This window comes from Vibrio ruber DSM 16370, assembly GCF_900163965.1.
Taxonomy (GTDB): Bacteria; Pseudomonadota; Gammaproteobacteria; order Enterobacterales; family Vibrionaceae; genus Vibrio; species Vibrio ruber.
In genome coordinates this window covers 1-25,015 of record NZ_FULE01000032.1, presented here as the reverse complement: position 1 = coordinate 25,015, position 25,015 = coordinate 1, and the positions used below count along the sequence as shown (strand labels likewise).

Sequence of the window (25,015 nt, the reverse complement as noted above, 5' to 3'; positions counted from 1 at the left end):
GGAATGAATTATGGAAAATAGCTTTGCTATTACAACAACCTTTATCGTGTACCTCATTATGATGTTAGCGATAGGGGTTTATGCATACTTACGAACGAAAAACTCAACCGACTACTTTCTCGGTGGACGTTCTCTGGGGCCTTGGCCTGCGGCATTGTCAGCCGGTGCATCCGATATGAGTGGTTGGTTGCTGTTGGGGCTGCCCGGGTATGCTTATGCTGCCGGATTAGAATCCTTATGGTTAGCTGGCGGATTACTACTCGGGAACTGGTTAAACTGGTTCATTGCAGCAAAACGTCTCCGAACTTACAGTATTACCACCGATGCGATTACCATTCCTGAGTTCCTATCTCGCCGTTTTAATGATCAGTCGAAGTTGATTCAAACAATTTCTGCATTTTTCGTTTTGTTATTTTTCCTCTTTTACACAAGCTCTGGCTTAGTGGCTGGTGGGAAACTGTTTGAAACAGTCTTTGGTCTCGATTATACCACTGCGGTGATTATCGGTACGATTTGTGTGGTGTCATATACACTGTTTGGTGGATTCCTTGCCGTTGCATGGACTGACTTAGTTCAGGGGCTGTTAATGGCAGCGGCCTTGCTGATTGTACCGATGGCTATGATGCAAGATGGTTTTTCGGTGTTGGGTGACAATTTAACCAGGATTAACCCCGAATTGTTGACCATCTGGCGTGGGATTGACGGGCAGCCATTAGGTGCGATTGCGATTATTTCTCTGGCAGCATGGGGTCTTGGATATTTTGGCCAGCCGCACATTCTGGCGCGTTTTCAGGCGACCCGTTCAAATAAAGACTTGCGCACGGCACGCCGGATTGCAATTGGCTGGTCTGCACTAGCGATGTTTGGTGCAGTGATGGTCGGGCTTGTTGGTTTGGTTTATACCACAAACCACCCAACGATTACCTTAGAAGATGGCGAAAAAATCTTCATGCTATTGGTGAATGCCGCTTTCCATCCGGTGATTGCCGGTATTCTGTTAGCTGCAATCCTTGCTGCAATCATGAGTACAGCCGATTCTCAGTTGTTAGTTTGTTCATCAGCATTAGCTGAGGATTTTTACAAACAAGTCATCAAGAAAGATGCAACCTCTGAAGAAATCGTCCGGGTTGGCCGTCTTTCTGTCATGGCAATTTCCATCCTAGCCTTGGTGTTGGCGATGACACCAGATAGCTCTGTTTTGGGATTAGTTTCTTATGCATGGGCTGGTTTCGGCGCGGCATTCGGTCCTGCGCTCGTGATTAGCCTGTTCTGGTCTCGTATGAACCGTAATGGTGCTCTGGCGGGAATCATTGTGGGTGGTGTGACGATTGTCGTCTGGAAGCAGTTCACCGGTGGTATTTTTGATGTCTATGAAATTGTACCGGGGATTATTTTCTCAATTATTGCAATTGTTGTGGTCACATTGCTGAGCCGCGAGCCGGAGTCATCCGTTCAGGCACAACACCATACATTCTTAAAACAGCTCGAAGAGCTGGATTAAGACACGAAAATGATATCAGAAACCCCTCTCATGAGGGGTTTTTTTCGATGTGGCTTAACGGGTTTAGCGATTCATAATTACTGTGGATATAAACGATTCGGATGATTTAGGAATAATCAATAAAATTTTAGTGATTTATGCCACAAAATTAATGTTGAACTTTGAGAAAGTGTTTCTATATGGATAAATACGCTTATTATTAGCAATAAGTAGTTTACTTGATGAGGTTTGTCATGTCTGAAGCATATTGTCCTGTGTGTCATAAAGTCACCCCACATAAATCAATAATGCGACGCTGTCAGACTGGACACTGCTCGCGGTGGCAAGAGATTCAATTGTTCATTTCTTCACTGATGCGAGGGAATCACTATTACAAGATGGAAAGACTACATTTCTGCCGGGTATGCAATCACCAGAATGTCAGACCTGCGCGCGCTCTCCCGAATAACCCACAGAATGAACCGCGAATTTCTTAGCCTTGTTGTATCGATTACTCAGGCTAAAATCTCCCTCTGACGCTTTACAGTGTAAATTGAAGCGATAACCGATATGGTTAGTCAGACGCCACATATCGTGATTTAAAGCGCCTCTCGTTTAGAACATGGGACATTAACCTTATATCGTAGCACGACATATTCCCGCTTGGCGTGCTACGTAGTAAAAGGGCTTTCAACATTGAGCATATTACATATCTCGACAATCGCGAGGGATAGGCTTGATTTAATGACTTGTTGCCGGCGGTTCAACTGTAATTGATAAAGTTGCGTATCTGTGCCTTCATCTTCGTTTAGCGCTGGTGTTAACTGAAAGATTCCCATTTTTTTGAAAGCGCTAATTTTGTGAATCGCATCCAAGATTTTGGGATCCGTAAAATGATACTCAGTGCCATCTTTGTTCAACTGATTTCTGAGACGAATGATTGCCTCGATGTCATGATAGATGTCATCCGGTATCACTCCTAACCCGAACAGCAGTTTGATCCGCACACTTAAATCGCCAAGTGGTCCCGAAGACTCCAAGAGTGGATTAATCACGGCTTTGACTGCGAGATAATCACTCCGGAAAATACGTTGTACCAGTGAATCGATAGATTTTTCAAAGATATTGACAGCTGCAATGAAAAAACCTCTGACCGATGAGGCTGCATTCAACTGCTCAATAATGTCTGCTTCGTTAATTTTCTCTACCATAAAGAAAGCATCATAGTTAAAAAGGAGACGGGGGCAGGAGCAGGCCCCCAGCCTCACTTATTATTTTTTAGAGGGTGTTATAGATAGCTTCGACTTGCTTAGCTTCTGTCCCGTGTTCATCCAGATTGGCATAGTGAGCTAATGTTGCCAGGACACCATGCTGACTCAGATATGCCTGTAATTCGACGGCCTGAGGATCTGAAGCGTTTGTGTATTTTAATGCAGCAGCAATACCTTTCAATAGTGCTGCGTTTGCAATACCGTACCCCATTGTACCACGTAATGGTTTGATTAAGCGGTCATTTTCTCCGAGCTTACGGATGGGCTGACGTCCGACCCGTTCAACATCATCGATTAAATATGGATTGGCAAACCGGGACAGAATTTTTTCGATATAAGCGGCATGAGCCTGACGGTCAAATTGATAACGATGGATTAAAACTTCTCCGCTTTCGGTCATTGCTTGTTTTACATCAGCATAGATTGCTGCATCTTCAATTGATTCTTTAACCGTCTGAAATCCCTTGAGACAGCCCAGATAAGCGGTAATACAGTGACCGGTATTGAGCGTGAACAGTTTGCGCTCGATGTAGGCCATCAGATTATCCGTTTTTTCCATGCCCGGAATTTCAGGAATATCGCCGACAAATTGTAATTCATCAACGATCCATTCACTGAAACTTTCGACGGTGACATCCAGAATATTGTCGGATGTTTCTGCCGGAGGGACAATGCGATCAACGGCTGAGTCCACAAAGCCAATTAAGGTATCAGCCTTGGCATGGTAGTCTGCCGCCAGATGCAAATAGACTTGTTCTTTAAGATGTGAGGAACCCCGGATCATGTTTTCACAAGCAATGATATTCAGGGGAGTTGTGTTACCGCTATCGAGCCGTTTTTGAATGCCTGTCGCAATGGTTTTTGCGATGATATCCAGTACGTTTGGCCCGACAGCCGTGGTAATTAAATCAACCTGAGTGATGTGTTCATCAATCTCGTCACTGGCAGAGTTCACTGCCGTGACATTTTTGACCGTTTGCCACTGGCACTCAGAGCCAACTATTTTGACTTGATACTGTCCGTCTTGACGTAGTTTTTGGACGATTTCCTGATTGACGTCTGCAAAAATAACGTGGATTCCCGCATCTGCCAGAAGTTTGCCAATAAATCCCCGTCCGATGTTACCGGCACCAAAATGAATTGCCTTTTTCATAGACTTTTACCTACAAATTGTAATCAAAGAAAAGTAGAGGTGGATTCCCTCTACTTATGAGCCTTATGCGGTGGGATTTCCCAACACTTCCAGAATGGCGTTCACATCATTGGTTGACGTGAGCGTGGTGATCGCATCCGGGTCATCAAGCGCATTGGTGATCGTAGAAATGACCGCCATATGTTCATCGTTCTGTGCTGCGATACCGATAACCAGTTTGGCAATGCCATCTGGCTCATCGGTAAACTGAACACCGTCCGGGTATTGGCAGATGACAATGCCCGTTTTCAGAACGTGATTTTTCGCTTCGATGGTTCCGTGCGGTACCGCGATGGATTCACCCAGATACGTAGAGACCATCTTTTCTCTTTCAAACATGGCATCGATATAGCTGGGATCGGCATATCCGAGTGCGACGAGCTGTTCTCCCGCATAACGGATGGCTTCTTCTTTGTTACTTGCTTTGAGGTTTAAGTGAATGTTACGGGCTTCGATTTGGAATGCCGGTTGGCTCTCTGCGTCCGTGTTTTGAGGCGCAACGGATTGACCGGCATCAGACTTTTTTATCTCATTGACGAGATTGTTATACAGTTCGTTATCCAAAAAGTTGGTTAAGGAAATGTGGCGTGCCGATGGTGCATGTTTTCTTGCCCGATCGGTTAAATCTTTGTGCGTAATGACGATATCAACATCCTGGGGAAGATTATTAATGGCCAGATTGGTGACCTGGATATCCAATTCCGCTGCCTGTATTTTTTTACGCAGCATACTGGCGCCCATCGCACTTGATCCCATGCCTGCATCACACGCAACAATAATCTTTTTGATATCACCTGTGAATGACTGTGCAGTTGATGAACCTTTAGATTCAGCTTTCATGCCTTGCATTTGAGCGGTCGCTTTCTCCAAAGAATCATCGTCATCGGTTTCTTGATTTCTTTGGGTTTTCATCAACAGTGACGCAACGATGAATGAGACGGCCGCTGCGGCAGTGATTGAACAAAGCACGCCGATAATTGAGCTCTTCGGTGTCATGAGTAACACGGCAAAAATCGAACCGGGTGATGCTGGTGATACCAAACCGGCACCAAATACAGTTAATACAAAGACTCCTGTCATACCGCCGGCAATCGCTGCGAGAATTAGACGAGGGTTCATCAGGATATATGGGAAGTAAATCTCATGGATTCCGCCCAAAAAGTGGATGATGGTTGCACCACCGGCTGTTTGTTTTGCGGTTCCTTTTCCGAACACAATATAGGCCAGCAGAATACCCAGCCCCGGCCCCGGATTTGCTTCAATCAGGAAGAAAATAGATTTCCCGGTTTCACTGGCCTGTTGGATACCCAGTGGTGAGAAAATGCCGTGGTTGATGGCATTATTCAGAAACAAAATTTTAGCGGGTTCGACAAAAAGTGAAGTTAAAGGAAGCAGCTGAGCTTTGACTAAGACATCCACGCCCGTTGCAAGCGCTGTGGAAAGAACTTTGACGAATGGACCAATCAGGAAAAAAGCGATGATCGCGAAGATCATTCCGATAATACCGGCTGAGAAATTGTTGACCAGCATTTCGAAGCCACTTCTGACTTTTCCATCGACCTTTTTGTCAAACGTTTTAATCGCCCATCCACCGATTGGACCTGCAATCATCGCGCCCATAAACATTGGAATATCTGCACCAACGATAACGCCCATGGTTGTAATCGCACCGACGACAGCGCCTCGCTCACCACCGACGAGTTTACCACCGGTATAACCAATCAATAGCGGTAATAAGTAGGTAATCATCGGGCCGACAAGTGCAGCCAGTGTTTCATTCGGTGTCCATCCTGTCGGAATGAACAATGCTGTAATAAATCCCCATGCGATAAATGCCCCAATGTTCGGCATAACCATGTTGGACAAGAACCGGCCAAAATTTTGTATCTTGACCTTTGCATCTGGTGATATCATATGGATTCCCCGTTCGATGTACTCATTTGATGTTGTTGTGTTGACGGCTCGCCAAAGCCGTGGAATTGAATCGTTCAAAATCAATCTAGCACACAATTTTTCAATTAAACTGAGAACGGGTTTTTTGTGACTGAACTCAAAAATTTATGGGGTTCCAAGTGTCTTTTTAGTGATTTAAATCTATTTTTAGCATTGTAATTTTGTTACATATTTTTTAATTTTAAAAAGTCAATTTGTTTTTTGATGTCAATGTCTCTTTTTTGATAATTTGTTTTTTGCATTTATAGTGATATCGATCACTATTTTAATAGTTTTTATCTGTGGAAAAAATATAAATGTGATTTATATCTTGTTTTGCTATTTATTTTAATGTGTGAAATAAATCAGCTAAGGATTGGCTATCTATTTTGTAAGAAATGAACAGTTTTTGTCGGAGTTCGTGGCTATCTTTATCTCAGGTGAATGATGACGGAACAATTGATTATGGAAGAAGAAATGGTTGGTTTGGCGTTCGTCGGGAAATGGCACTGCAACATCATGACAGAGAAGGGAAAACGAGAAGAGCACCCCACAGTAGTTGAGGGGCGGGACAGACCGGATCACAAAGAGCAGAGAGAACTCTACTCTATGTATGTTCTATGACAAGTTATCCGGGCGCTCAGCTTTCTGTCTCGATATCTGAATCATCAACAAACTCGTCGAGCGCATCCGGTTTGTTACGACCATTCAGGGTATGGAAGCGTTTTCTGCCACGCGCAAGACGGACATATTTTAACCAGACTCGCTCAAGTTTTGTCGTCGCTTTTTCTGGCTGTTCGAGCACGAGAAGAAAGCGTCTTTCATCGGCATTAACCGGTTCAAGGACACCGGATTCCAACTGGGACATGGTTTCGCCAAACTGAATGAGCAGCTCTTCTTCAGCCAGCGTGAAATCCCCTGATTTAGCAAATCCCCGCGGGAATTTCTTATTGTCGTAAAAACGCTTCTTTCCGTAACGGAATTCAGTCTCAGACATATCAACCTCGCATCAATGCAGCATTACACTTTTGTATTGAATTACGGCGAAAGTTAGGCGTAATCTAAGGAAAAGAAAAACAAAAATTTTTTATCGTCATCATTGCATTTCATTATGTATATGCGTATATCGTAAATCACTTTAAGATGCAGTTTCAGCAAGAATAAAGGGTTGCTATGGACGTCAAAGTCTTTCGTACTTTTCTGGAGTTGGCTCGGGTGCGCCATTTTGGCCGGGCAGCAGAAAATCTATATTTAACGCAGGCAGCAGTCAGTGCACGTATCAAGCAACTTGAAAGTTATTTTGATACCCAGTTGTTTACCCGGGATCGCAATAATATCAAGTTGACCTCCGCCGGAGAGCGTCTGATTAGCTATGCTGAAGTCATGGTAGCGACCTTACAACAGGCGAAGTTCGAACTGTCACTGGAAAGTGGTAAAGCGCTCCAGTTAACAATTGGTGGGACGCCAAATATTTGGGATGCTTATTTACAACACTGTCTGAGTAAAGTGACGGATACGTTTACCGGCTACGGATTTATCGCTGAAGTGATGGGGCGGGAGCAACTGAGCCGCGGGTTGCTTGAGCGTACACTGGACATGGCATTTGTTTTTGATCCGATTAAAGCTGAAGAGCTGCATTGCCGTAAAGTGACGGATCTGACGCTTTTATTTGTTTCAACCCAGCCGCAGTTTATCGATGATGCATTTAAACATCACTATGTCTATGTGGATTGGGGAGCCCGGTTTGCCGCTGAACATGCGGAACGACACCCACATGTGACAACACCGTTTTTACGGACGTCAACGGCCAGAATCGCCCTCGATTTTATTCTTGAAAAGCAAGGAAGTGCTTACTTACCTGCATCACTCATCGAACCCTTTCTTCGGACCGGCCAGCTTCACTGTATTGAAGGGGGATCTGAATGGAAGCGGCCCGTTTACCTCAGTTATCGTAAAAACAGTTCATCTGTTGATGCGATCGGGCAAGTGGAGATGTTGGTAAAAGATATCGACCCGCTGACGGCTTTTTCATTGCAGCAAGCGGGTGATATCGGCAGGGATTAGTGTAAATCGGTTATGATTTGAGGGTGCGCAGGATAGCTTGATCCAGACTCAGTTTTCCGGAACCGGAGAAAATGAGCGAGGTACAGACTGCCAGAAGGGCAAGCGCATACTCATAACCGTTATTGGACAGAAACAGACCGTTATTGATGTGTACGGAGAAAATCGCGACGAGCATCGTAAAAGCGGTTACACATGCTGCCGGTCTGGTGAGGAGTCCCAGAAGCAGGAACATACCGCCGAAGAACTCACCGCTACCGGCAAGGAATGCCATCAGCATCCCCGGCTCAATGCCAATCGAGGCCATCCATTGGCCTGTCCCTTCGAGACCATATCCACCAAACCAGCCAAAGAGTTTCTGAGCGCCGTGAGCCATCAGAATGATGCCGACCGGAACCCGGAGAATCAGTGGCGCGTACTGCGTATTTGAACTGAGTAATTTACGTAAAAAAGGCATATCATCATTTCCTATATCAAAAAAGTTGAACTTGCTCTGAGGTTGTTGAGTCTATTAAAGGATGAAATTAACGGATGATAAATATATTATTTTGAATAAACTTATTTGAAAAAATTGAATAATGAGTGTGAGACAATCATTGGGATATGTAAATCGATTCGGTCAACGACGGCTATACTGTCATTAACCTCCGGCTATCAAAATCATGAATGATTTGTGAGGTAGTTGGTACGTTTTTTGTTAGGAAATAGCGTACTCTGGTGAAGGAGGAGGAACAGATATGAATCAATTTAAATATACTATGAAGTCGTATCTGGTGGTTCTATTATCTTCTCTGTCACTGTATGGATGTTTTCAGGAAGAGTTAGAGCATTGGATCAATAAAGAAACCTATGCGTTTCAGGGGACTTATGAAAATCAGCACAACACGGATCTGATCGCGTTTCACCAAGCAAAAGCATCGATTCAGAGTGAAGGAAAATCAATGGTTGTACCTTTTCAGGTCGATGGTAATTTTATTTATATTCAGGTCAGACAAAGCTCTAAAGAGAAGAGGGAAGATATTGTCATGCGGATTCACGGTAATGGTGAAGTGCTGACATGTAGTGCCTGTGCGAAATATCATTTGAGTAATATTTGGGTACGGACTGTGCCTGACATACCAACGGAATAACGCTGATCGTTGTGGATTTTAATATGTCATTCGCACCGTCCGTTTACCTTCATTTTTTCATTGTGCAGTATCACCTCCGTTGGTTTTTTATTCATGATAATTTAAATGATGCCACCTGCTGAGAAAGCTTCTGGATAGATAATGTCACTTCACTGATTGCATTATTCGCTTCAGATGCATTAACCGTTACCTCTTTTGAACTTTCACGCATTTGCTCCATATTGCTATTGACTTGATTGACAACCACACTTTGTTCTTCTGTTGCCGCTGCTATCTGGACAGAGAAATCGGTAATACTATTCACTCTTTCGATAATCAGGTTCATTGCTGAGCCTGCAGAATCGGTATAGCCCGATGTTTCCACTGCTTTTTCTGTGCCGGATTTTATGGTATCTACTGCTTTTTGGACACCAGCATTCAACTCCGATAACGTTGTTTGAATGCTTTGGGTGGATTCCTGTGTTTTTTGAGCCAAAGCACGGACTTCATCGGCAACTACAGCAAAACCTCTCCCGGAGTCACCCGCCCGGGCGGCTTCTATGGCGGCATTGAGCGCCAGTAAGTTCGTTTGTTCTGCGATCCCGCGGATGACATCAACAACAGAGTTGATGCTCTGACTGTCTTGCTCTAATTTGCTGATCACACTGGCAGCTCCTTCCATTTCCTGAACCAATTCGGTGATCTGATGAATGGCATTTTGAATCCCCTGATGAGAGTTCGTGACATCGGTTCTGGCATGATTGGATTCATCGGATGAGCGCTGGGACTGTTGAGCGACTTCAGAGATAGCTGTATTCAGCTCAGAGATTGAATGGGCAATATCATCGAGAGCTGCATTCTGATGTGCGGCACTTGTCCCGGTTTTGGATGTCAGACTTTTTAGCTGACTAGCATGGTGATGGATACCCGAGACTTCGTTTTCAATGGTCAGCAACATATTGTGCAGATAAGTGATGAACTCATTGGTTGCTTTTGCAAGCAGGGAAAGTTCATTGTTGCCCGTGTCCGGGAGGCGGATGGTTAAATCACCACCGGACTGACTCAGCTCTTTCATCTTGTCAGTCAACGCTTGTAACCGAGTCGAAATCAAGCGTGGAATATAAAATAGGAACCAGAGCCCGATAACCACAGACACGAGACAAGCCACCGTCGTATATTGTTGTTGCTGTGCTTCTAAATGGTGAATTTCTGCAGCGACTTGTCTACGCCGTTCTTCTAATTTTTCACCGAATTGGTCGTAGTAAATCCTCAGCTCAGAGAACATTTTTTCCTGATCTTCCGTCAGGACGACGTTCGCTTGTTCATATTGACGATTATTGACGAAGCTGATGATCTTTTCTGAGATGTTTTTCCATCCATTGAAGGCATTAATATAAGTTTGATGTTCCTGAGGAATCAGTTTAATCCCCGCAGCTTCCCCGAGTTTTCTTGAAGCGAGCATTCTGTCATAAGCTTGTTGCTGGTTGTCATGATATTCATCGAGTTGCTTTTGTGGGTTTCTCTGCTGTGATGATAAGTAGATATAGTTACGTAATGCAACAGCAGACTGGTACAGATCCCGATCCGCATTTAATACAGTCGCTGTTGCGGGGGATAGATACTCAGTGAGCATCTTGGTATTTTGAGTAATCTGATGGTTTACTTTTAACCCGAGTGCAGATACCGTTAGAATGGCTATTAGTAAGAACGCGATGGGCGTGAAAATCTGATACTTAATTTTCCAACCAGAAAAGAGCCCCATAGTATACCCCTTATTTATTGATAGAATTATGTTTAAATGCTTGCTTCTGTTACATTTTTAAGCATAGCTACTGTATGACTGAACGCTTGCTTTTATTCTCAGGTAGGTATCGAAGCAGGTGAAATTTTCTGATCGATATCACAATCAACAGGGGCATTTATTGTTTGTCAGAACTGGGGTCGGTATAAACCCAAGAGCGATTAGATTTTGCTATTCCTGCACAGAAAGAATAGCTGACGTATACGGAACGAATATCATTGTAGGCGTTTCCCGAGTTGTTTGTACTAAAAATTAGGATTGTTACCGCGTTCGCGGGCAAAACCTGAAAGACTGAACTGACCATATGGTGAGGTTATTCTTTCGGGTTTTTTTGTTCCCAATTTTGTTGTGTTGAATTTTTAAATAATGATTAGAGATTCATCTGAACGTTTTTTGCTCTTTTGGGCGTGTCACTTGTGTAGGCTTGCTTAGGATGGCTAAGCAGCATGCCCCACGACGCGAGCAATACCCGTTCGGATTGAATAAAATTCAACCGCGAAAGGTCAGCAATCCCTCAATAATACGGTAATCACCAGGATTAAAAGGAGAAGACAGAAGATGAGTTTTAAATTTCCCGATTCGTTTTTATGGGGAGGCGCAACGGCTGCAAACCAGATTGAAGGCTCTCATTTGAGAGATGGTAAAGGTTTGTCCACTTCAGACGTTTGCCCCTATGGTGCATTTGGTGAGATTGTTCCCCGTCAGGCGGGTGATTTTAATATTAAAGATCTTGCGATTGATTTTTATCACCGCTATCCCGAGGATATTGCGCTCTTTGCTGAGATGGGGTTTACCTGTTTGCGTTTATCGATCGCATGGAGTCGTATTTTCCCGAATGGCGATGATGCCGAGCCGAACGAAGCCGGTTTAACATATTACGACAAAATCTTCGCAGAGTTAGACAAGCATGGTATCCAACCGCTTGTGACACTTTCTCACTACGAGATGCCATTGAATCTGGCTGAAAAATATCATGGCTGGGCGAGCCGGGATGTGATTGGCTTTTTTGAAAAATATGCTCGGGTGGTGTTTGAGCGCTATGGTCATGCGGTCAAACTCTGGCTGACATTCAACGAGATCAATGTGACATTGCACGAACCATTTACCGGCTCCGGCCTGCCGAGAGACTGTGATGAGCAAACCCGTTATCAAGCGATTCATCATCAGTTAGTTGCCAGTGCCAAAGCGGTGAAAGCGTGTCATGAAATGATTCCCGATGCGAAAATCGGTAACATGATTCTGGGCGCGATACAGTATCCGTTCACTTGTAATCCTGACGATGTGATGCATACCCTGACACAAAACCGAGAGTGGTTGATGTTCGGTGATGTTCAGGCAAGAGGCTATTATCCGAGTTATATGACGCGTAAGTTCAAAGAACTGGGCGTTGAAATCAACATCACGGAAGATGATCGGGAAGCCCTGAAAGAAACCATCGACTTTGTTTCGTTTAGCTATTACATGAGCGGTTGTGCCAGTGCCGATCCGAATGAGCAGGCGAAAACGGAAGGAAATATGTTGAATATGGTCGCAAACCCGTATTTAAAAGCGTCTGAATGGGGGTGGCAGATTGATCCTGTCGGATTGCGTTATCTGCTTAACTTCTTGTATGACCGCTATCAACTGCCGCTGTTTGTGGTTGAAAATGGTTTTGGGGCGAAAGATGTCGTCAATGAGTCAGGTGAGATTGTTGATGACTACCGGATTGATTATCTCAATGATCATCTCTTCCAATTGGGTGAAGCCATTCAAGATGGTGTTGAAGTGATGGGTTACACCAGTTGGGGGCCGATTGATTTGGTCAGTGCCAGTACGGCACAGCTTGCCAAACGTTATGGCTACATTTATGTCGATCGCAACGATGATAATCAGGGAACACTGGATCGGATTCGTAAGAAAAGCTTCTATTGGTATCAGTCTATTATTGAGTCTCAGGGCGAAAAATTGACGCCGCCGAAAGCCTAAAGAGACCAGCCTGTCGATTTTGTCTGTGTGACATTGGTGACGGGTGATTGAAACTCTGCGATCACAAAAGATAGGATTGAGCGTTACAGAGCTCAATCCTTTTTTTGTGACTTTACAGTGTAAAACGGTATGTATTTCGTCATGGTGTACGAGCGTCAGTGCCCGTATTTGGTCGCTTCAACGCCATTCAAGAGACGATGCAGCAGATAAGTGGCAATTAATGTGGCTACTATTGCAAACAAAATACTGCTAATTCGATATAAGGCATTGAATGTTAAGTCGCTGGTTGGTGTCAGATACTGACCGAATAAAATGCCTAACGTCGTTAGCCCACCAAATCCAACCCCGGATCCACTTGCTTCTTTCATGTGCAGATAGCCAAATAACATGGTTCCGATCCACAGCAGTGGGATGACGAGTATCAACTGATTTGAACGGTCATATAAAATAATCTGACAGCTCAGCCCAAAAACAACGCCTAAAATCGTCCCCATCGCTCTTTTTCTGGCATAGCCTAAAGCACCATTCCAGTTCATCGGAAATAGCAGAAGCAGGCTGGTGGATTGTGCTGACATTGAATCATTGAGATTGAAAATCTGAAACACGAGAAACGAGAAGGTTGCGACACCGGTCCCCAGCAGCGTCTCATGGCGAAAACGATGTGATTGCTTCGGTTCTGATGGCGGTGGTGGCAACTGTCTGGGAGCCTTGTCCGGAATAAGATAGTGCATCAGATAGGCAATCCCAATTGCCAGAATATTCGCGGCCATGTTGCAACTGATCATGTCATTAATGTCGGTGGCTGAATAACTGGCAAAATGCAGCATGATACTCAGGTTTAACACACAGTTTGCCCCGAACAGAAATAACGATCCGCGAGCCATGCAGGCAAATTTAGAGAGAAAAAGTAACACGACAATTGGTGTTATCAAGCCCGGGTGGGCTCCGAATAAACCACCGAGCAAGCCGACTTCCAATGAACAGATCACCGCAGATGCAATCATTTGCCGGGCGATATGTCCGTTGAGTACCGGAACCATCCCCAGCAATAACATCGGAAGCACGGTAAAAAAGACACCAAAATCCCAGGCAAAGTATTTACTAAAGGTAAAACCGAGGGTTGCGCCCGTCGCAATTCTTAAGCATTGCCGGAGATCGTTTTCATTGAGAGGATGAGTCCATAAGCGCATCATGTTCTCCGGATCAGTAAATGTAGTGTAATAGGCTCAGCGCATTAATTTGCATCCGCGCAAACCAAGCAAACACGGGTTGTTGAGGAATTAGTTGTACTGTTGCTCTCGCTCCGGCCGGCAGATTCTCTGGCAGCTGTTGATTGAGCGTGAGATGGAGTCGAATCCGTTGCGCATCTCTGACCCAGCGATTAGAACTTGTCGGGGTAGCAAGTGAACCGTTGGCATCAAACTGACCATTGCTGACTCCGGCATCAATGGTACTTACCTTAGCTGTATAAAGATGGCCCGGATCGCGGTCAAAGGTAATCAGTGCCGGCGTGTTATGACTAAAATTGCGCAGACTCTTCTCTCTGAAATCAGCAATGATATCCAGTTTGTTATCGACCAGTGCAATCAGCGGCGTGCCTTTGTTGGCGTATGTTCCGACCATAAGTTGCAGGTTTGTGATAATGCCGGCATGTTCTGCTTTGACTTGGGTATAAGAGAGATTGAGAGCCGCTTGCTGAAGACGGTTCTGTGCCATCTTCACAGTGATATTCTCATGGGTCGTTGTACCACGACGGACTTGTAGCTCTTTCAGTCGGGCTTGCGCGGCCATCAGGTTTGCTTTTGCTGCGGTTGCATTACTCAATGCATCATCGCGCTGTTGTTGGGAGACGCTATTGCGGGCAAAGAGTTTATCCAGCCGTTTGGCCTCCCGGACTTTTTGGTTAAACACAATTTGATTTGCTTCGGTGTCTGCTTGTGCAGCTACGATCGATGCATCTAATTGTTGGTTGTCCTGAATGGCCTTTTCCAAATCGATTTTGGCTTGCTCGACCGCAAGCTGATAGGGCACCGGATCTATCTCAAACAAGATATCTCCCTGCTGTACCTGTTGGTTGTTATGGACATAAACTTGTTTGATTTGTCCGCTGACTCGGGGAGCGACTTTGGTAATGGCACGGGTTGCCATCGCCTGTGGCGTCAGTGGCATTACGGTATCGGCCAGTAAAAAATAGGCAAAAAGGACAATGAAAAGCGCACTGGCGTATTTCACCCAGCGTGCAAATTTTTGATCGGGGGTCATCTTGTGAAACTTCCTTCGTTATTCTTTCGTTATTATTCTGGGTGGTGCAGGTTTTCCTGAGCGTTGTGTGCAATTTTTTCCAGCGTCTTGCTCAGTTGGCTGAGCTCGGCTTCGTCAATGTTGATGAGCATACAACGTCTGACGTGCAGTACTTTTTCTTCAATCTGTTTTAAAAGTTCTCTGCCACTGTCAGTTAAATGGACAATTCGGGCACGTTTGTCGTGTGGACAGCAGTGGCGTTCAATGAGGTTCTGCTCTTCGAGCAATTTCAACGTTCTCATCAGTGAACCGAGTTCGATTTCAAGTGCATCAGCCAGCACCTTTTGACTGATTTTGTCACCGAGACGTTGGAGCTTCCAAAGCGCAACCCAGCGGCTTTGGGTTAACCCAAGTGGTGTAAGTTCCTGATTGGCTACGCTCTTCCATAAACGAGCTGCCCGGGCAAGCTGTTCGGCAAGCGATAGATTCTTCAGCATATTCAGATCATCGACCATGGAGGTATCTCTATTACTAAGCGTGCTCAGTAATATATATTAGTTAGCAGGCTTAGTAAATATTTTTGACTCAAGTCACATAAATTAAAATTGAATCTGTCAATAAGCATTATGTGTATTGATGTTATGTAATCAACTTCACAGGGTGAGTGGGAAACATTTGAGTTAAAAACCGTATCTCACTAGATTAGTTGCATAACCGGATTGTTACTGTGGTATTTCTCAGACGCCTGACTTTGGTGGGCGCCTGAGGGCGATGCAGGCAAAACCTAGCTGTTCCTGAAGTGTTGCTTCTGGAGGCTAGGTTTTTTTATGGATTCGTCTTGCGAATCTTATGTTGCCGACGTTGTCGTGGATTGTGGTACTAATTCACTTGGTTGTCGTCCGGGTTTTATAGCTCGCTGTTGTGCTACAAGCGAGAGAAACAACAGGTAATTTGAACTCGGTGAGCCTGCTGGAATTGAACATAAAAACCGAGAATAAATTGATATTCCAATCGATGAAACGGAGAGTACTTGAAATGAAAAAGAACCGCATTTATATGCTGGCACTCGCAATTGTGGGGTTGAGCGGCCATGTGTATGCACATGAGGATACGATCGTGGAAATTAAAGATGGTCTCATGCAGGGGGTGCACAATGGCTCGGTTATTTCCTATAAAGGTATCCCTTATGCACAGCCCCCCGTCGGTGACTTACGCTGGCGAGCGCCACAACCCGTCAATGCTTGGGATGGTGTTTTACAAGCGAAAGACTATGGGAGTGACTGTATGCAAGTGCCTTTCCCGGGCGATGCCGCACCACTCAATGGCAAGTTATCCGAGGATTGCCTGTTCCTGAATGTGTGGCAACCCGCAGAGCCAAGTCGGACATTACGCCCTGTCATGGTATGGATTCACGGAGGTGGTTTTGTCAACGGTGGTTCTTCCGCTGCAAATTATGACGGAACATCTTTTGCTAAAAACGGGATTGTGATGGTGAGTATCAACTATCGCTTGGGACGTTTTGGCTTTTTTGCCCACCCGGCCTTAACCGCAGCAAACGAAGATCCTGCACTGGGGAATTATGGACTCATGGATCAGATTGCTGCATTGCAATGGGTGAAAGAGAATATCGCTTCTTTTGGCGGTGATCCGAATCAGGTCACGGTCGTCGGTGAATCGGCCGGCGGTTTGTCAATTCATGCACTTTTAACCTCTCCGATGGCTGAAAACTTGTTTGAGCGAGCGATTATTCAATCAGGAGCTGGTCGCCGCCATTTCAGTGGCCGTTATCTAAGTCATGAAAATACATCCGGTGAAGCGTCTGCTGAAACTGCCGGATTGTTGTTTGCGCAGAAGTTTCATATTGAGGGGCAAGGACAAACTGCGTTAGATGCTTTACGGGCATTACCTGCTGAAGATGTTGTTGATGGTTTAAGTATGATGAATCTTGACGGTGTGACATACACCGGGCCGATGATTGATGAAACATTGACCACTGCGCATCCTCAGAATATTTATAACTCTGGGAGTGGTGTTTCTGTCCCACTATTGGTGGGGGCGACAACTTCAGAAATTCCGGTTTCATCTCCGTTTACCAAATGGCCTGAAACGATAGAAGAAGCGCTGGCTATTTTTGGTCCGGTTGGTTCTAAAATTGCGAAATATGCCTATGGTGTGACACAAGAGACATCGGTCACGGATCTGGTACTGGATATTATCCGGGATACCGGGATGGTTGAGCCTGCCCGTTTTGTCATGAAAGCTGCTGAAGCGCAGGGGCAACCGGTTTATGGTTATCGTTTTGCTTATGTAGCGGATGTCCTCAAGCCAACATCAAAAGGTGCGGCTCATGCCAGTGAAATTGTTTACGCATTCAATACTCTACAAGCACAGTATCATGATGCTGTGACAGAAGCTGATCAGGCAATGGCTGAGCGAGTGCATCAGTATTGGGTTAACTTTATTCGCTATGGCAATCCCAATGGCTTAGGTGTGTCACATTGGTCCCGATACCGTGGTTGGGCTGACAATCTGATGATGTTCTCCAATCAGGGCGTTGAGCAATCCGGCATGGTCTTTGACCCATGGAAAGTACGCCTGACGCTGATTGAGTCAATCCAGCCACCATTGTGAACGACGACTGTGAGCAACAACTGCGATAACATCAAGGTTTGAGTCTCAGTGACCCCGCATGGTCAACAAATGCAAAAGCGCACCTTTAAAGGTGCGCTTTTGACTGAATAAACCCATATCTTTCATTGTTTAAACAGGGTATTCAGGTTTAAACAACGCAATTAGAGTTTAAAGCGTCCGACGATATCGATCAGGTTATGGTTGACACTGTTGATGCCTTCCATGCCCGATAATGATTTCTGCCCGTTAAGGTTCAACTCATTGACAATATCATTTAGCGCGGACATATTGCGGCTGATTTCATGAGTGACACTACTCTGTTCTTCTGCTGCCGTAGCGATTTGAGAACTTAAGTCATTAATTTTATAAATGAACTCGGTCATTTTTTCTAAGCTGACTGCGACATTGTCAGAACCGGTGGCGGTCTCCTGACAGCGCTCTCTGGTATGTGTCATCGATTCAACAATCGTTTCTGTTCCCTGAAGCAGGCGAGACAGGGCTTCTTCGATTTCTTCGGTACTTTGCTTGGTTCTGCTGGCCAGATTTCTGACTTCATCTGCCACCACAGCAAATCCTCGGCCTTGTTCACCGGCCCGGGCTGCTTCTATTGCGGCATTGAGTGCCAGTAGATTGGTTTGTTCTGCAATGCTGCCGATCACGGTCAGAATGGAATGAATACTCTGCGTCTCATTACTCATATGCTGAATATGATTTGAAGAGTTATCTACATCATTCATTAATGCTGATACCGTATGTTGAGACTGCTCCATAATTTGCTTTGATTCGGTACTGGTATCGTTGGCCTGCTGGGTCAAATTGGCCGTATGGGAGGCATCTGATGCCATTGATTCGGCAGTGGCATTCATCTCTTCAATCGCAGTGACGATTTGCTCTGTTTCGACGACATGGCTTTTCAGAATCGCAGAATTATGTTCCGAGAGCTGTTTCATATCTCCGATACTGGTTTGAAGCTGACCTGATGCACTTTGAATTTCCTGCATCATCTTTTGTAAGCTCTCAATGAACTGATTAATACCACCGGCTATCTGACCCAGATCATCGTTGGAATGGACTTTTAGGCGTTGGGTCAGATCACCATCACCACGCGAAAGGCCGATGATCATATTTTTAAGAGAGATAATGGGACGATATAAGGTGCGAATGACGAAGAAGGCAATGAGCACACTGACGATGGTGGCAATAATGGTGGTGGTAATAGCCGTATGTTTTGCTGAGGTGAGGCCTTTAAATGCAACGGCTTTATTGAGACCAATGACAAAATACCAGTTTTTATTGGCCACCTTGATTCGGTGTGTAAACAAAATTTTATCTTGTCCGTTGAGCACATAATCTTGTACGGTTTGTTCCTGCTTGACCGCTTTGGATACGGCATCTTTGAACCAGTCAAAATCAATACCTTTGTCCCCGGGTTTTAAGATTTCGGAAGAGGAAGCCAGCACGGTCGTGTCTTGATTCAAAATTAAAGCAACAGAACCTTCAATATCGTTTGCTTTTTTAACCAGTTGACTCAGAAACGTAAGCTTCATATCAACCCCGATCATGCCGTCTTTAATTTTCTGAACAATACTGACCCAGTAGACATCCGGATTGGCTTCATCCGGATAAGGTTCGGTCATCGATGGATTGATCGCCTTGCGACCATCTATATAGTAGCTCCTGGTTCTGATATCCCCGTTGAACTTATGATTGGGCCAGGCGTCACTGACCTGATTCCAATACGCATCGCCGGTTGCTTCAAAACCGATGAATGAGCTGCCTGTATTGAGGGTGGTCGCAAAAATTGTGGCTTGATCAATATAGTCCTGAGGAGACTGGCCGGGGAGTGAGGTATCTTTATATATTTCACCAATGCCCTTTATCCCTGCTACTTTTTCACTGATAAACTGCTCAACTAAATCTGCTTTATTGGCTGCGTAATCTGTTCCGGATTGTGTGATCAATTGAGAAATCGTTTCAGCTTGTTTCACATAAGCAATGTAGTTGGAAATTGATACAGAAGCACCAACAAGTAAAATAACGGAAATAAGTAGTATTTGTTTAAGTCCGAACTTTTTCATATAAAATCCTTCCGGATAATAACCCTAATAGAGTTGTCGTCATGACATATTAAAAGTTTAGTATTATTTGGGGCGGCTGAACTAATTTTTATTAGTGTTATTTATCAATAAAGGGTATTAAATTTGAATGGCTTATACTGAATTTGTTGCACAGTGTGCTTTACAAAGTATGTTACATGATAATAGCCACCCATAATCTTGGGTGGCTATTATCATGAGATTAAATGAGCTATTTGGCTAATGTAGCGAGGGTGATATTGCTCAGTGAGAGCTTGCCATCAGTGACGCCGATACTCAGTTTGGTTCCGGGTTTCTGATACATTCTGACACTTAAGGCCGTACCGTTGATGTAGAGCACTGCGATATCATCATCAACGACCAGTTGCAGCGAATAGTCAGTCTTCTCTTGGAGGTTAATTGGTCTTTCGAGCCCTTTATCCATATATTGGAACCACGGCCAGTTCGGTGTTTTATCGAAAGTCAGCCGTTTTTCATTGAGGGCAAAACGGTATTCATAAGCCTCTTCTAGTTCATTTCCATAAAGGAAGACCGAGAATCCGCGAGTCCCCGGAGCGATGTTCACTGTCGCTTCAATACTAAAACAAGTTGAGGTATCTTCTGCCAGAACTTGTACCTGATGTGAATCAACGGTTTGCAGTTGAGCATCCGCCAACGGCGTTTTGATACAAAAAGCGTCCAGCACAGATTTGAGAGGTTTCACACCCAGCGTATTATCTGTTCGCTGATAGACTTCTTGAGGAACAAACGTTCCGCCCCATTCGTAATTGCCCAAATCGTCATTGTTTTCTTTGGTCGGAACCCATCCAAAAAGTACGCGTCTGTCACCATCGGTCGCTGTGCGGCCTGCATAATAGGCCCGACCATCAAATGCATCATCTTCCGGTGCTAGCCAAGGGCCGTCTAAGCTCCGGCTCATGCGGTAGATCATCTTATTCTTATCACTGAATTCAGAAACAATCAGATACCACCATTCGCCAATTTTGAATAGCTCTGGCATTTCAATCATGGTGAACAGGCCGGGATACCAGAAATCTCCCTGAAATGTCCATTTCGTCATATCTTTACTGGTAAAGGAGACTAGACGTCCTGTACGTTTTCGGTTGTCTCCCGGCGCTCTGGCACCGAGCACCAGCAAATATTCCTCTTTTTCGTCATTCCAGACAATAAAAGGGTCTCTCCAGGCAAAGACGTCGTATCCTTCCTGTGGCACTATTTGATCCGCATTCCCGTTTTTTTCCCAGTGAATTAAATCTTGGCTTGTCGCCTGCATTAATTTTTGAGAGGGGATTCCCTTTTTCTTGAATATCTTATTCGCGCCGGTATAAAAAGCGGTGTAAGTATCCTCTGATGTCTGATACACGCTGCCTGCATAGATGTATTGATCCTGATCGTCATTTGAACCATGTTCTATTGAGGTGCCGTGTTCTTCATAATGAAGAAAATCCTTGGTAGTACATAATGACCAGCCAAAAGGTTCACCCATCGGGCCAGGATTGCGGGTATCTCGCTGATGGTACAAATAGAAAACACCATCTTTGCAATAAGGCATACAGTCACCAAACCAATGCCCGTCAGGCTGATAAAAAATCTTATACATAAAATAATCTCTTTATTCTCACTGAGAATCTGCGGTTAATGTTTTACGTTCATTACTGTGAATGACGGAAATGAGGTAGGAAATAACAAAAGCGCTTCCAAAGGCAATGACCATACCTAATATATAATTCATCAGGCTGCCTGGTTGAGCGATAACCATTCCGGGAATACCGGTCATGCCCACAGCGGTCATACCTACTTTTGTGTACACAACAAAAGCACCACCTAATGCACCACCGATCAGTGCTGCCAAAAATGGTTTGCCATAACGAATGTTAATCCCAAATATTGCTGCTTCAGTAATACCCAACAGGCACGAAATACCTGCCGGGACAGCGATTGCTTTCACTTTTGCATCTTTTGCTTTAAACGCAACAGCGAGACATGCACCGCCCTGAGCAACATTAGCCATTGACCAAATTGGCAATAGGAAGTTAACACCGACTTCTGGGTTGGTTAACAGGCCAGCTTCAATGGCATGAAAACTATGATGAATACCTGTAATGACAATCATCGAGTATGTACCGCCAAACAGCAATCCCGCAAGCCATCCGATATGTTGATAGATGAAATTCAGAGATAATGTGATGCCATCACCTAAGGCTCGTCCGACGGGGCCGATAAATAGCAGCGCAATGAACCCGGTCAGAATGATAGTAACGAAAGGCGTCACGATCAGATCGAGGGAATCAGGAACGACCCGATGTAATTTCTTCTCCACGAAACTCATGAACCATGCCGCTAATAGCACCGGGAATACTGTGCCTTGATAGCCGATCATCGCAACGTCGATGCCAAAGAAATCCATGGTATTAAAACCAGAGGCGACACCCCATGCATTTGTTAATGCCGGATGGGTCAGAATGCCACCGAGTACAGCGCCTAAAAATGGATTTCCTCCAAATTCTTTTGCGGCAGTAAAACCAATCAGAATGGGCAAAATGATAAAAGCAGCGGAACTGCACATATCAAGCATGATAAACAGCGCACTATCTGGAGAGACCCATCCATTGGAACGGACTAATCCGAGTAACCCCATCAGCAACCCAGCAGAAGCAATCGCAGGGATAATAGGGACAAAAATATTCGATAAAAGTCGGGCTATCCGCTGGAAAGGGTTCAGTTTCTGGGTGGCAATATTGGTTAAATTTTCTTTTGATGTTTCATTGATGCCTGTTTGAGCGACAAACTCAGCATAAACTTTATTGACTAACCCTGTTCCGAAGATGATCTGGATTTGTCCTGCGTTGATAAAGCATCCTTTCACACCATCAACATTTTCAATGTCCTCTTGATTCAACTTGCTTTCGTCAGCCAGAACTAGTCTAAGTCTGGTTGCACAGTGTGCTGCACTGGCGATATTGTCTTTCCCTCCCAGCAATGGGATCAGTTCACGGGATATTTTCTCTATATTCATTGCATGACCTTGTTGCATATATTTTGTATTGGATGTTTGGATTGTTTTAATTTGTATTTAATTTGTATTAGATATTACTCTTTTTTAAATGACAAATAAGATAAATTAAAAACGAGAGGATGATCAATATTCGAATGTTGATATCAATAGATAACAAATTATGAGTAAGAATCTGGTAGATCACATTTGTTATGCTGTTAATTGAATAGGTTCTTGATTTGTTTGAATTCTGTATGCTAGTTTTAGCCGAGATAAGGAGCGCAAATGCTGTATAAAAAAGTGATGCTGGATCTGAAATCTCGGATTGACTCAGATGAATTGAACATCGGTGATATGTTACCGACAGAAAAAGCACTGATAGAACATTACTCGGTCAGCCGGAGTACGATTCGTAAAGCTATCGATGAATTGGTGAAACTAGGATTAGTTGAGAAAAGACAGGGCTCAGGGTCGAGTATTGTTAGTAAAACACTAGCCAATTCAATGTCAAACTTGGTCACAACCCAAGAAATGCTCGCGAACTCAGATAAGAGTTTGGTGTATAAAGTTGTCGAATTTCAGTTAATGTCAGCAGATAAAGAAATTGCAGAATTCTTAAAAGTTTCGCCAGCGGAAAAAATTTACTTCATCCGTCGCATCAAGTTGATTAATGACGTGCCTTCGATATACGAAGACTCCTACATTCCGGTTACGCTACTTCCTCAAATTAATTTGCTCTCCTTAGAAGGATCGAAATACAGCTATCTGGAAAATGAGCTAGGGTTTGAGATTGATGGTGCCATTCAAGATTTTGAGGCGATCATGCCAGATCAGGATATTTGTGAGGCCTTGAACGTGTCACCTGAACGGCCACTGATTCGTATTCATTCCATCGGGAAACTTAAAGATGGGCGAGTTTTTGAGTATACAAGAACGAGCTTAAATCCCGAAACATACACTTATAAACATTATTTAAAACGTTAATATATAAGAGAAATCCGCCAGTTGAGTGGCTTTGAAAAAGTCACTCTCCCGAGTCTAAATGAAACGCTTAGCATTTTGGGTGTCTGGTGGGGTGAATCTGTAAATCTTCCTTACTCCTTTCTCGTCCGCATACTTGAATGTTTCTTCCATGTTTTCGAAGGTGTTATTCAATAGATAAGGGTTTTATCACGAGTCTGTTGAGCCGTATGATGAAGTCTCTAAAAAGTTGCGAGTGAAGAGAGGCAATCATGAATCATACGATCATGCCGACACTGTTTGTTTCCCACGGTTCACCGATGATGATTGTGGAACAATCTGAAACAACAGATTTTTTTAAACGAATGGGTCAGAGCATCCCAAAGCCGAAGGCGATTGTCATGTTCTCTGCCCATTTTGATGTGGCAGGTCCGGTGATGATTACCAGTGGGCAAACCTTGGGAACGATTCATGATTTTTACGGTTTTCCTCAACCGCTTTACGAGGTTGAATATCCGGCTCATGGTGCACCGGATTTAGCACAAAAGGCTGGTGAATTGTTGCAAAATCGTGGTTTCTCCGTCGAACTGGATGATACTTTGGGGCTGGATCATGGGGCATGGGTTCCGCTGCAATATATGTTTCCGCATCGGGATATTCCGATTATCAGTATCTCTATTAATCGTCAGGCGAGTGCTCAGACTCACTATGAGTTAGGGCAAGCTTTATCATCTCTGCGGCGAGAAGGCGTTCTGTTCATCGGTTCCGGCGGAATCAGTCATAACCTGAGAGCTGTATTTTCTGCCGCATCAGATCCGGAAAGCATTCATAAAATGCAAGTGTTCACCGACTGGGTCGCTGAAAAAATAGAGCAGCGGGATGTTGACGCGATTAATCACTATTTACAAACAGCCCCTTATGCGCAGTTTAATCATCCGACACCGGATCATTTTCTACCACTGCCCTGTATTCTGGGAACCAGTGACATATCCGAAAACGGGCAAGTGTTACACCGCTCGGTGGATATGGAATTGCTGGCGTTAGATGCATATGGGTTTGGATTTGCGGCATAAATAAGTTGTGCGTTCCAAATTGCGGTATCGCAAATTTTCCGGGCGCCCAGCCCGGAAAAGCGACCCTGATTATGTGCGCTGAACTTAAACCTAGGCATTTTGGGGTACTTTTTCGGCCTTGAAAAAGTACCTGGGGCGCGTTCGAGGATGCTAATGAAATCGAGGAAAGTGATTGCGTCCCAAACCGCAGATCTATCATTTCTCCCCC

Annotated in this window: 19 protein-coding genes; 7 read left to right on the top strand and 12 right to left on the bottom strand. The window is 44.5% G+C overall.

Annotation, left to right across the window (positions count from 1 at the left end; translation table 11 throughout):
- The first annotated feature begins 10 nt into the window (after positions 1–10).
- The gene (gene putP, locus VR7878_RS12585; RefSeq protein WP_077336446.1) at positions 11–1,501 is read left to right on the top strand and encodes a sodium/proline symporter PutP; all 1,491 of its coding nucleotides are present in this window, start codon (positions 11–13) and stop codon (positions 1,499–1,501) included.
- Between the two features lie 650 nt (positions 1,502–2,151).
- Here the strand turns inward: putP and VR7878_RS12575 are convergent.
- From VR7878_RS12575 to VR7878_RS12555, 4 genes are all read right to left on the bottom strand, one after another.
- Positions 2,152–2,691: an MltR family transcriptional regulator gene (locus VR7878_RS12575; RefSeq protein WP_077336444.1), complete on the bottom strand. Its 540-nt coding sequence runs from the start codon at positions 2,689–2,691 to the stop codon at positions 2,152–2,154.
- 67 nt (positions 2,692–2,758) lie between these two features.
- Entirely contained in the window at positions 2,759–3,904 is a 1,146-nt protein-coding gene (locus VR7878_RS12570) for a mannitol-1-phosphate 5-dehydrogenase (protein WP_077336443.1), read from the bottom strand.
- A 63-nt stretch (positions 3,905–3,967) separates the two neighbouring features.
- Positions 3,968–5,800, bottom strand: a complete 1,833-nt coding sequence (locus VR7878_RS12565; RefSeq protein ID WP_370737087.1) for a PTS mannitol transporter subunit IICBA — start codon at positions 5,798–5,800, stop codon at positions 3,968–3,970.
- Between the two features lie 715 nt (positions 5,801–6,515).
- A complete protein-coding gene (locus VR7878_RS12555) occupies positions 6,516–6,872 on the bottom strand; it encodes a MaoP family protein (protein WP_077336440.1) in 357 nt (118 codons plus the stop codon).
- A gap of 176 nt (positions 6,873–7,048) precedes the next feature.
- Here VR7878_RS12555 and VR7878_RS12550 point away from each other — a divergent pair, with 176 nt between their 5' ends.
- Entirely contained in the window at positions 7,049–7,939 is an 891-nt protein-coding gene (locus tag VR7878_RS12550) for a LysR family transcriptional regulator (protein ID WP_077336439.1), read from the top strand.
- A gap of 10 nt (positions 7,940–7,949) precedes the next feature.
- On the opposite strand, the gene VR7878_RS12545 is transcribed toward VR7878_RS12550, so the two are convergent.
- Positions 7,950–8,393, bottom strand: coding sequence for a DoxX family protein (locus VR7878_RS12545; RefSeq protein WP_077336438.1), 444 nt, complete (start codon positions 8,391–8,393; stop codon positions 7,950–7,952).
- Positions 8,394–8,673: 280 nt separating this feature from the next.
- Here VR7878_RS12545 and VR7878_RS12540 point away from each other — a divergent pair, with 280 nt between their 5' ends.
- The gene (locus tag VR7878_RS12540) at positions 8,674–9,066 is read left to right on the top strand and encodes a hypothetical protein (protein ID WP_077336437.1); all 393 of its coding nucleotides are present in this window, start codon (positions 8,674–8,676) and stop codon (positions 9,064–9,066) included.
- Positions 9,067–9,157: 91 nt separating this feature from the next.
- Here the strand turns inward: VR7878_RS12540 and VR7878_RS12535 are convergent, their stop codons facing one another.
- Entirely contained in the window at positions 9,158–10,807 is a 1,650-nt protein-coding gene (locus tag VR7878_RS12535; protein WP_077336436.1) for a methyl-accepting chemotaxis protein, read from the bottom strand.
- Positions 10,808–11,404: 597 nt separating this feature from the next.
- Here VR7878_RS12535 and VR7878_RS12530 point away from each other — a divergent pair.
- On the top strand, positions 11,405–12,811 hold the full coding sequence (locus VR7878_RS12530) for a glycoside hydrolase family 1 protein (protein ID WP_077336435.1): 1,407 nt from the start codon (positions 11,405–11,407) through the stop codon (positions 12,809–12,811).
- A gap of 155 nt (positions 12,812–12,966) precedes the next feature.
- On the opposite strand, the gene VR7878_RS12525 is transcribed toward VR7878_RS12530, so the two are convergent.
- The 3 genes from VR7878_RS12525 to VR7878_RS12515 are packed head-to-tail and all read right to left on the bottom strand — an operon-like array spanning position 12,967 to position 15,567.
- Positions 12,967–14,001: a DUF2955 domain-containing protein gene (locus VR7878_RS12525; RefSeq protein WP_077336434.1), complete on the bottom strand. Its 1,035-nt coding sequence runs from the start codon at positions 13,999–14,001 to the stop codon at positions 12,967–12,969.
- Positions 14,002–14,014: 13 nt separating this feature from the next.
- The gene (locus VR7878_RS12520; RefSeq protein WP_077336433.1) at positions 14,015–15,073 is read right to left on the bottom strand and encodes an HlyD family secretion protein; all 1,059 of its coding nucleotides are present in this window, start codon (positions 15,071–15,073) and stop codon (positions 14,015–14,017) included.
- Between the two features lie 32 nt (positions 15,074–15,105).
- Positions 15,106–15,567 (bottom strand): MarR family transcriptional regulator, encoded by a 462-nt coding sequence (locus VR7878_RS12515; RefSeq protein ID WP_077336432.1) that lies wholly within the window; start codon positions 15,565–15,567, stop codon positions 15,106–15,108.
- 520 nt (positions 15,568–16,087) lie between these two features.
- On the opposite strand from VR7878_RS12515, the gene VR7878_RS12510 reads away from it, so the two are divergent.
- Positions 16,088–17,683, top strand: coding sequence for a carboxylesterase/lipase family protein (locus VR7878_RS12510; RefSeq protein WP_205409464.1), 1,596 nt, complete (start codon positions 16,088–16,090; stop codon positions 17,681–17,683).
- A gap of 161 nt (positions 17,684–17,844) precedes the next feature.
- Here VR7878_RS12510 and VR7878_RS12505 read toward each other — a convergent pair whose 3' ends face one another.
- The 3 genes from VR7878_RS12505 to VR7878_RS12495 all read right to left on the bottom strand — a co-directional run bounded on the left by VR7878_RS12505 (position 17,845) and on the right by VR7878_RS12495 (position 22,795).
- The gene (locus VR7878_RS12505; protein ID WP_077336430.1) at positions 17,845–19,761 is read right to left on the bottom strand and encodes a methyl-accepting chemotaxis protein; all 1,917 of its coding nucleotides are present in this window, start codon (positions 19,759–19,761) and stop codon (positions 17,845–17,847) included.
- 229 nt (positions 19,762–19,990) lie between these two features.
- Entirely contained in the window at positions 19,991–21,379 is a 1,389-nt protein-coding gene (locus VR7878_RS12500; RefSeq protein WP_077336429.1) for a glycoside hydrolase family protein, read from the bottom strand.
- Between the two features lie 18 nt (positions 21,380–21,397).
- Positions 21,398–22,795, bottom strand: coding sequence for a sucrose-specific PTS transporter subunit IIBC (locus VR7878_RS12495; RefSeq protein ID WP_077336474.1), 1,398 nt, complete (start codon positions 22,793–22,795; stop codon positions 21,398–21,400).
- Between the two features lie 264 nt (positions 22,796–23,059).
- Between VR7878_RS12495 and VR7878_RS12490 the strand changes: the two genes are divergently transcribed.
- Together VR7878_RS12490 and VR7878_RS12485 are read left to right on the top strand one after the other, a co-directional pair.
- On the top strand, positions 23,060–23,758 hold the full coding sequence (locus tag VR7878_RS12490; RefSeq protein ID WP_077336428.1) for a GntR family transcriptional regulator: 699 nt from the start codon (positions 23,060–23,062) through the stop codon (positions 23,756–23,758).
- Positions 23,759–24,006: 248 nt separating this feature from the next.
- Positions 24,007–24,807 carry a dioxygenase family protein gene (locus tag VR7878_RS12485; RefSeq protein WP_235862879.1) on the top strand — a complete coding sequence of 267 codons (801 nt, stop codon included), beginning with the start codon at positions 24,007–24,009 and terminating at the stop codon, positions 24,805–24,807.
- The last annotated feature ends 208 nt before the right edge of the window (positions 24,808–25,015 follow it).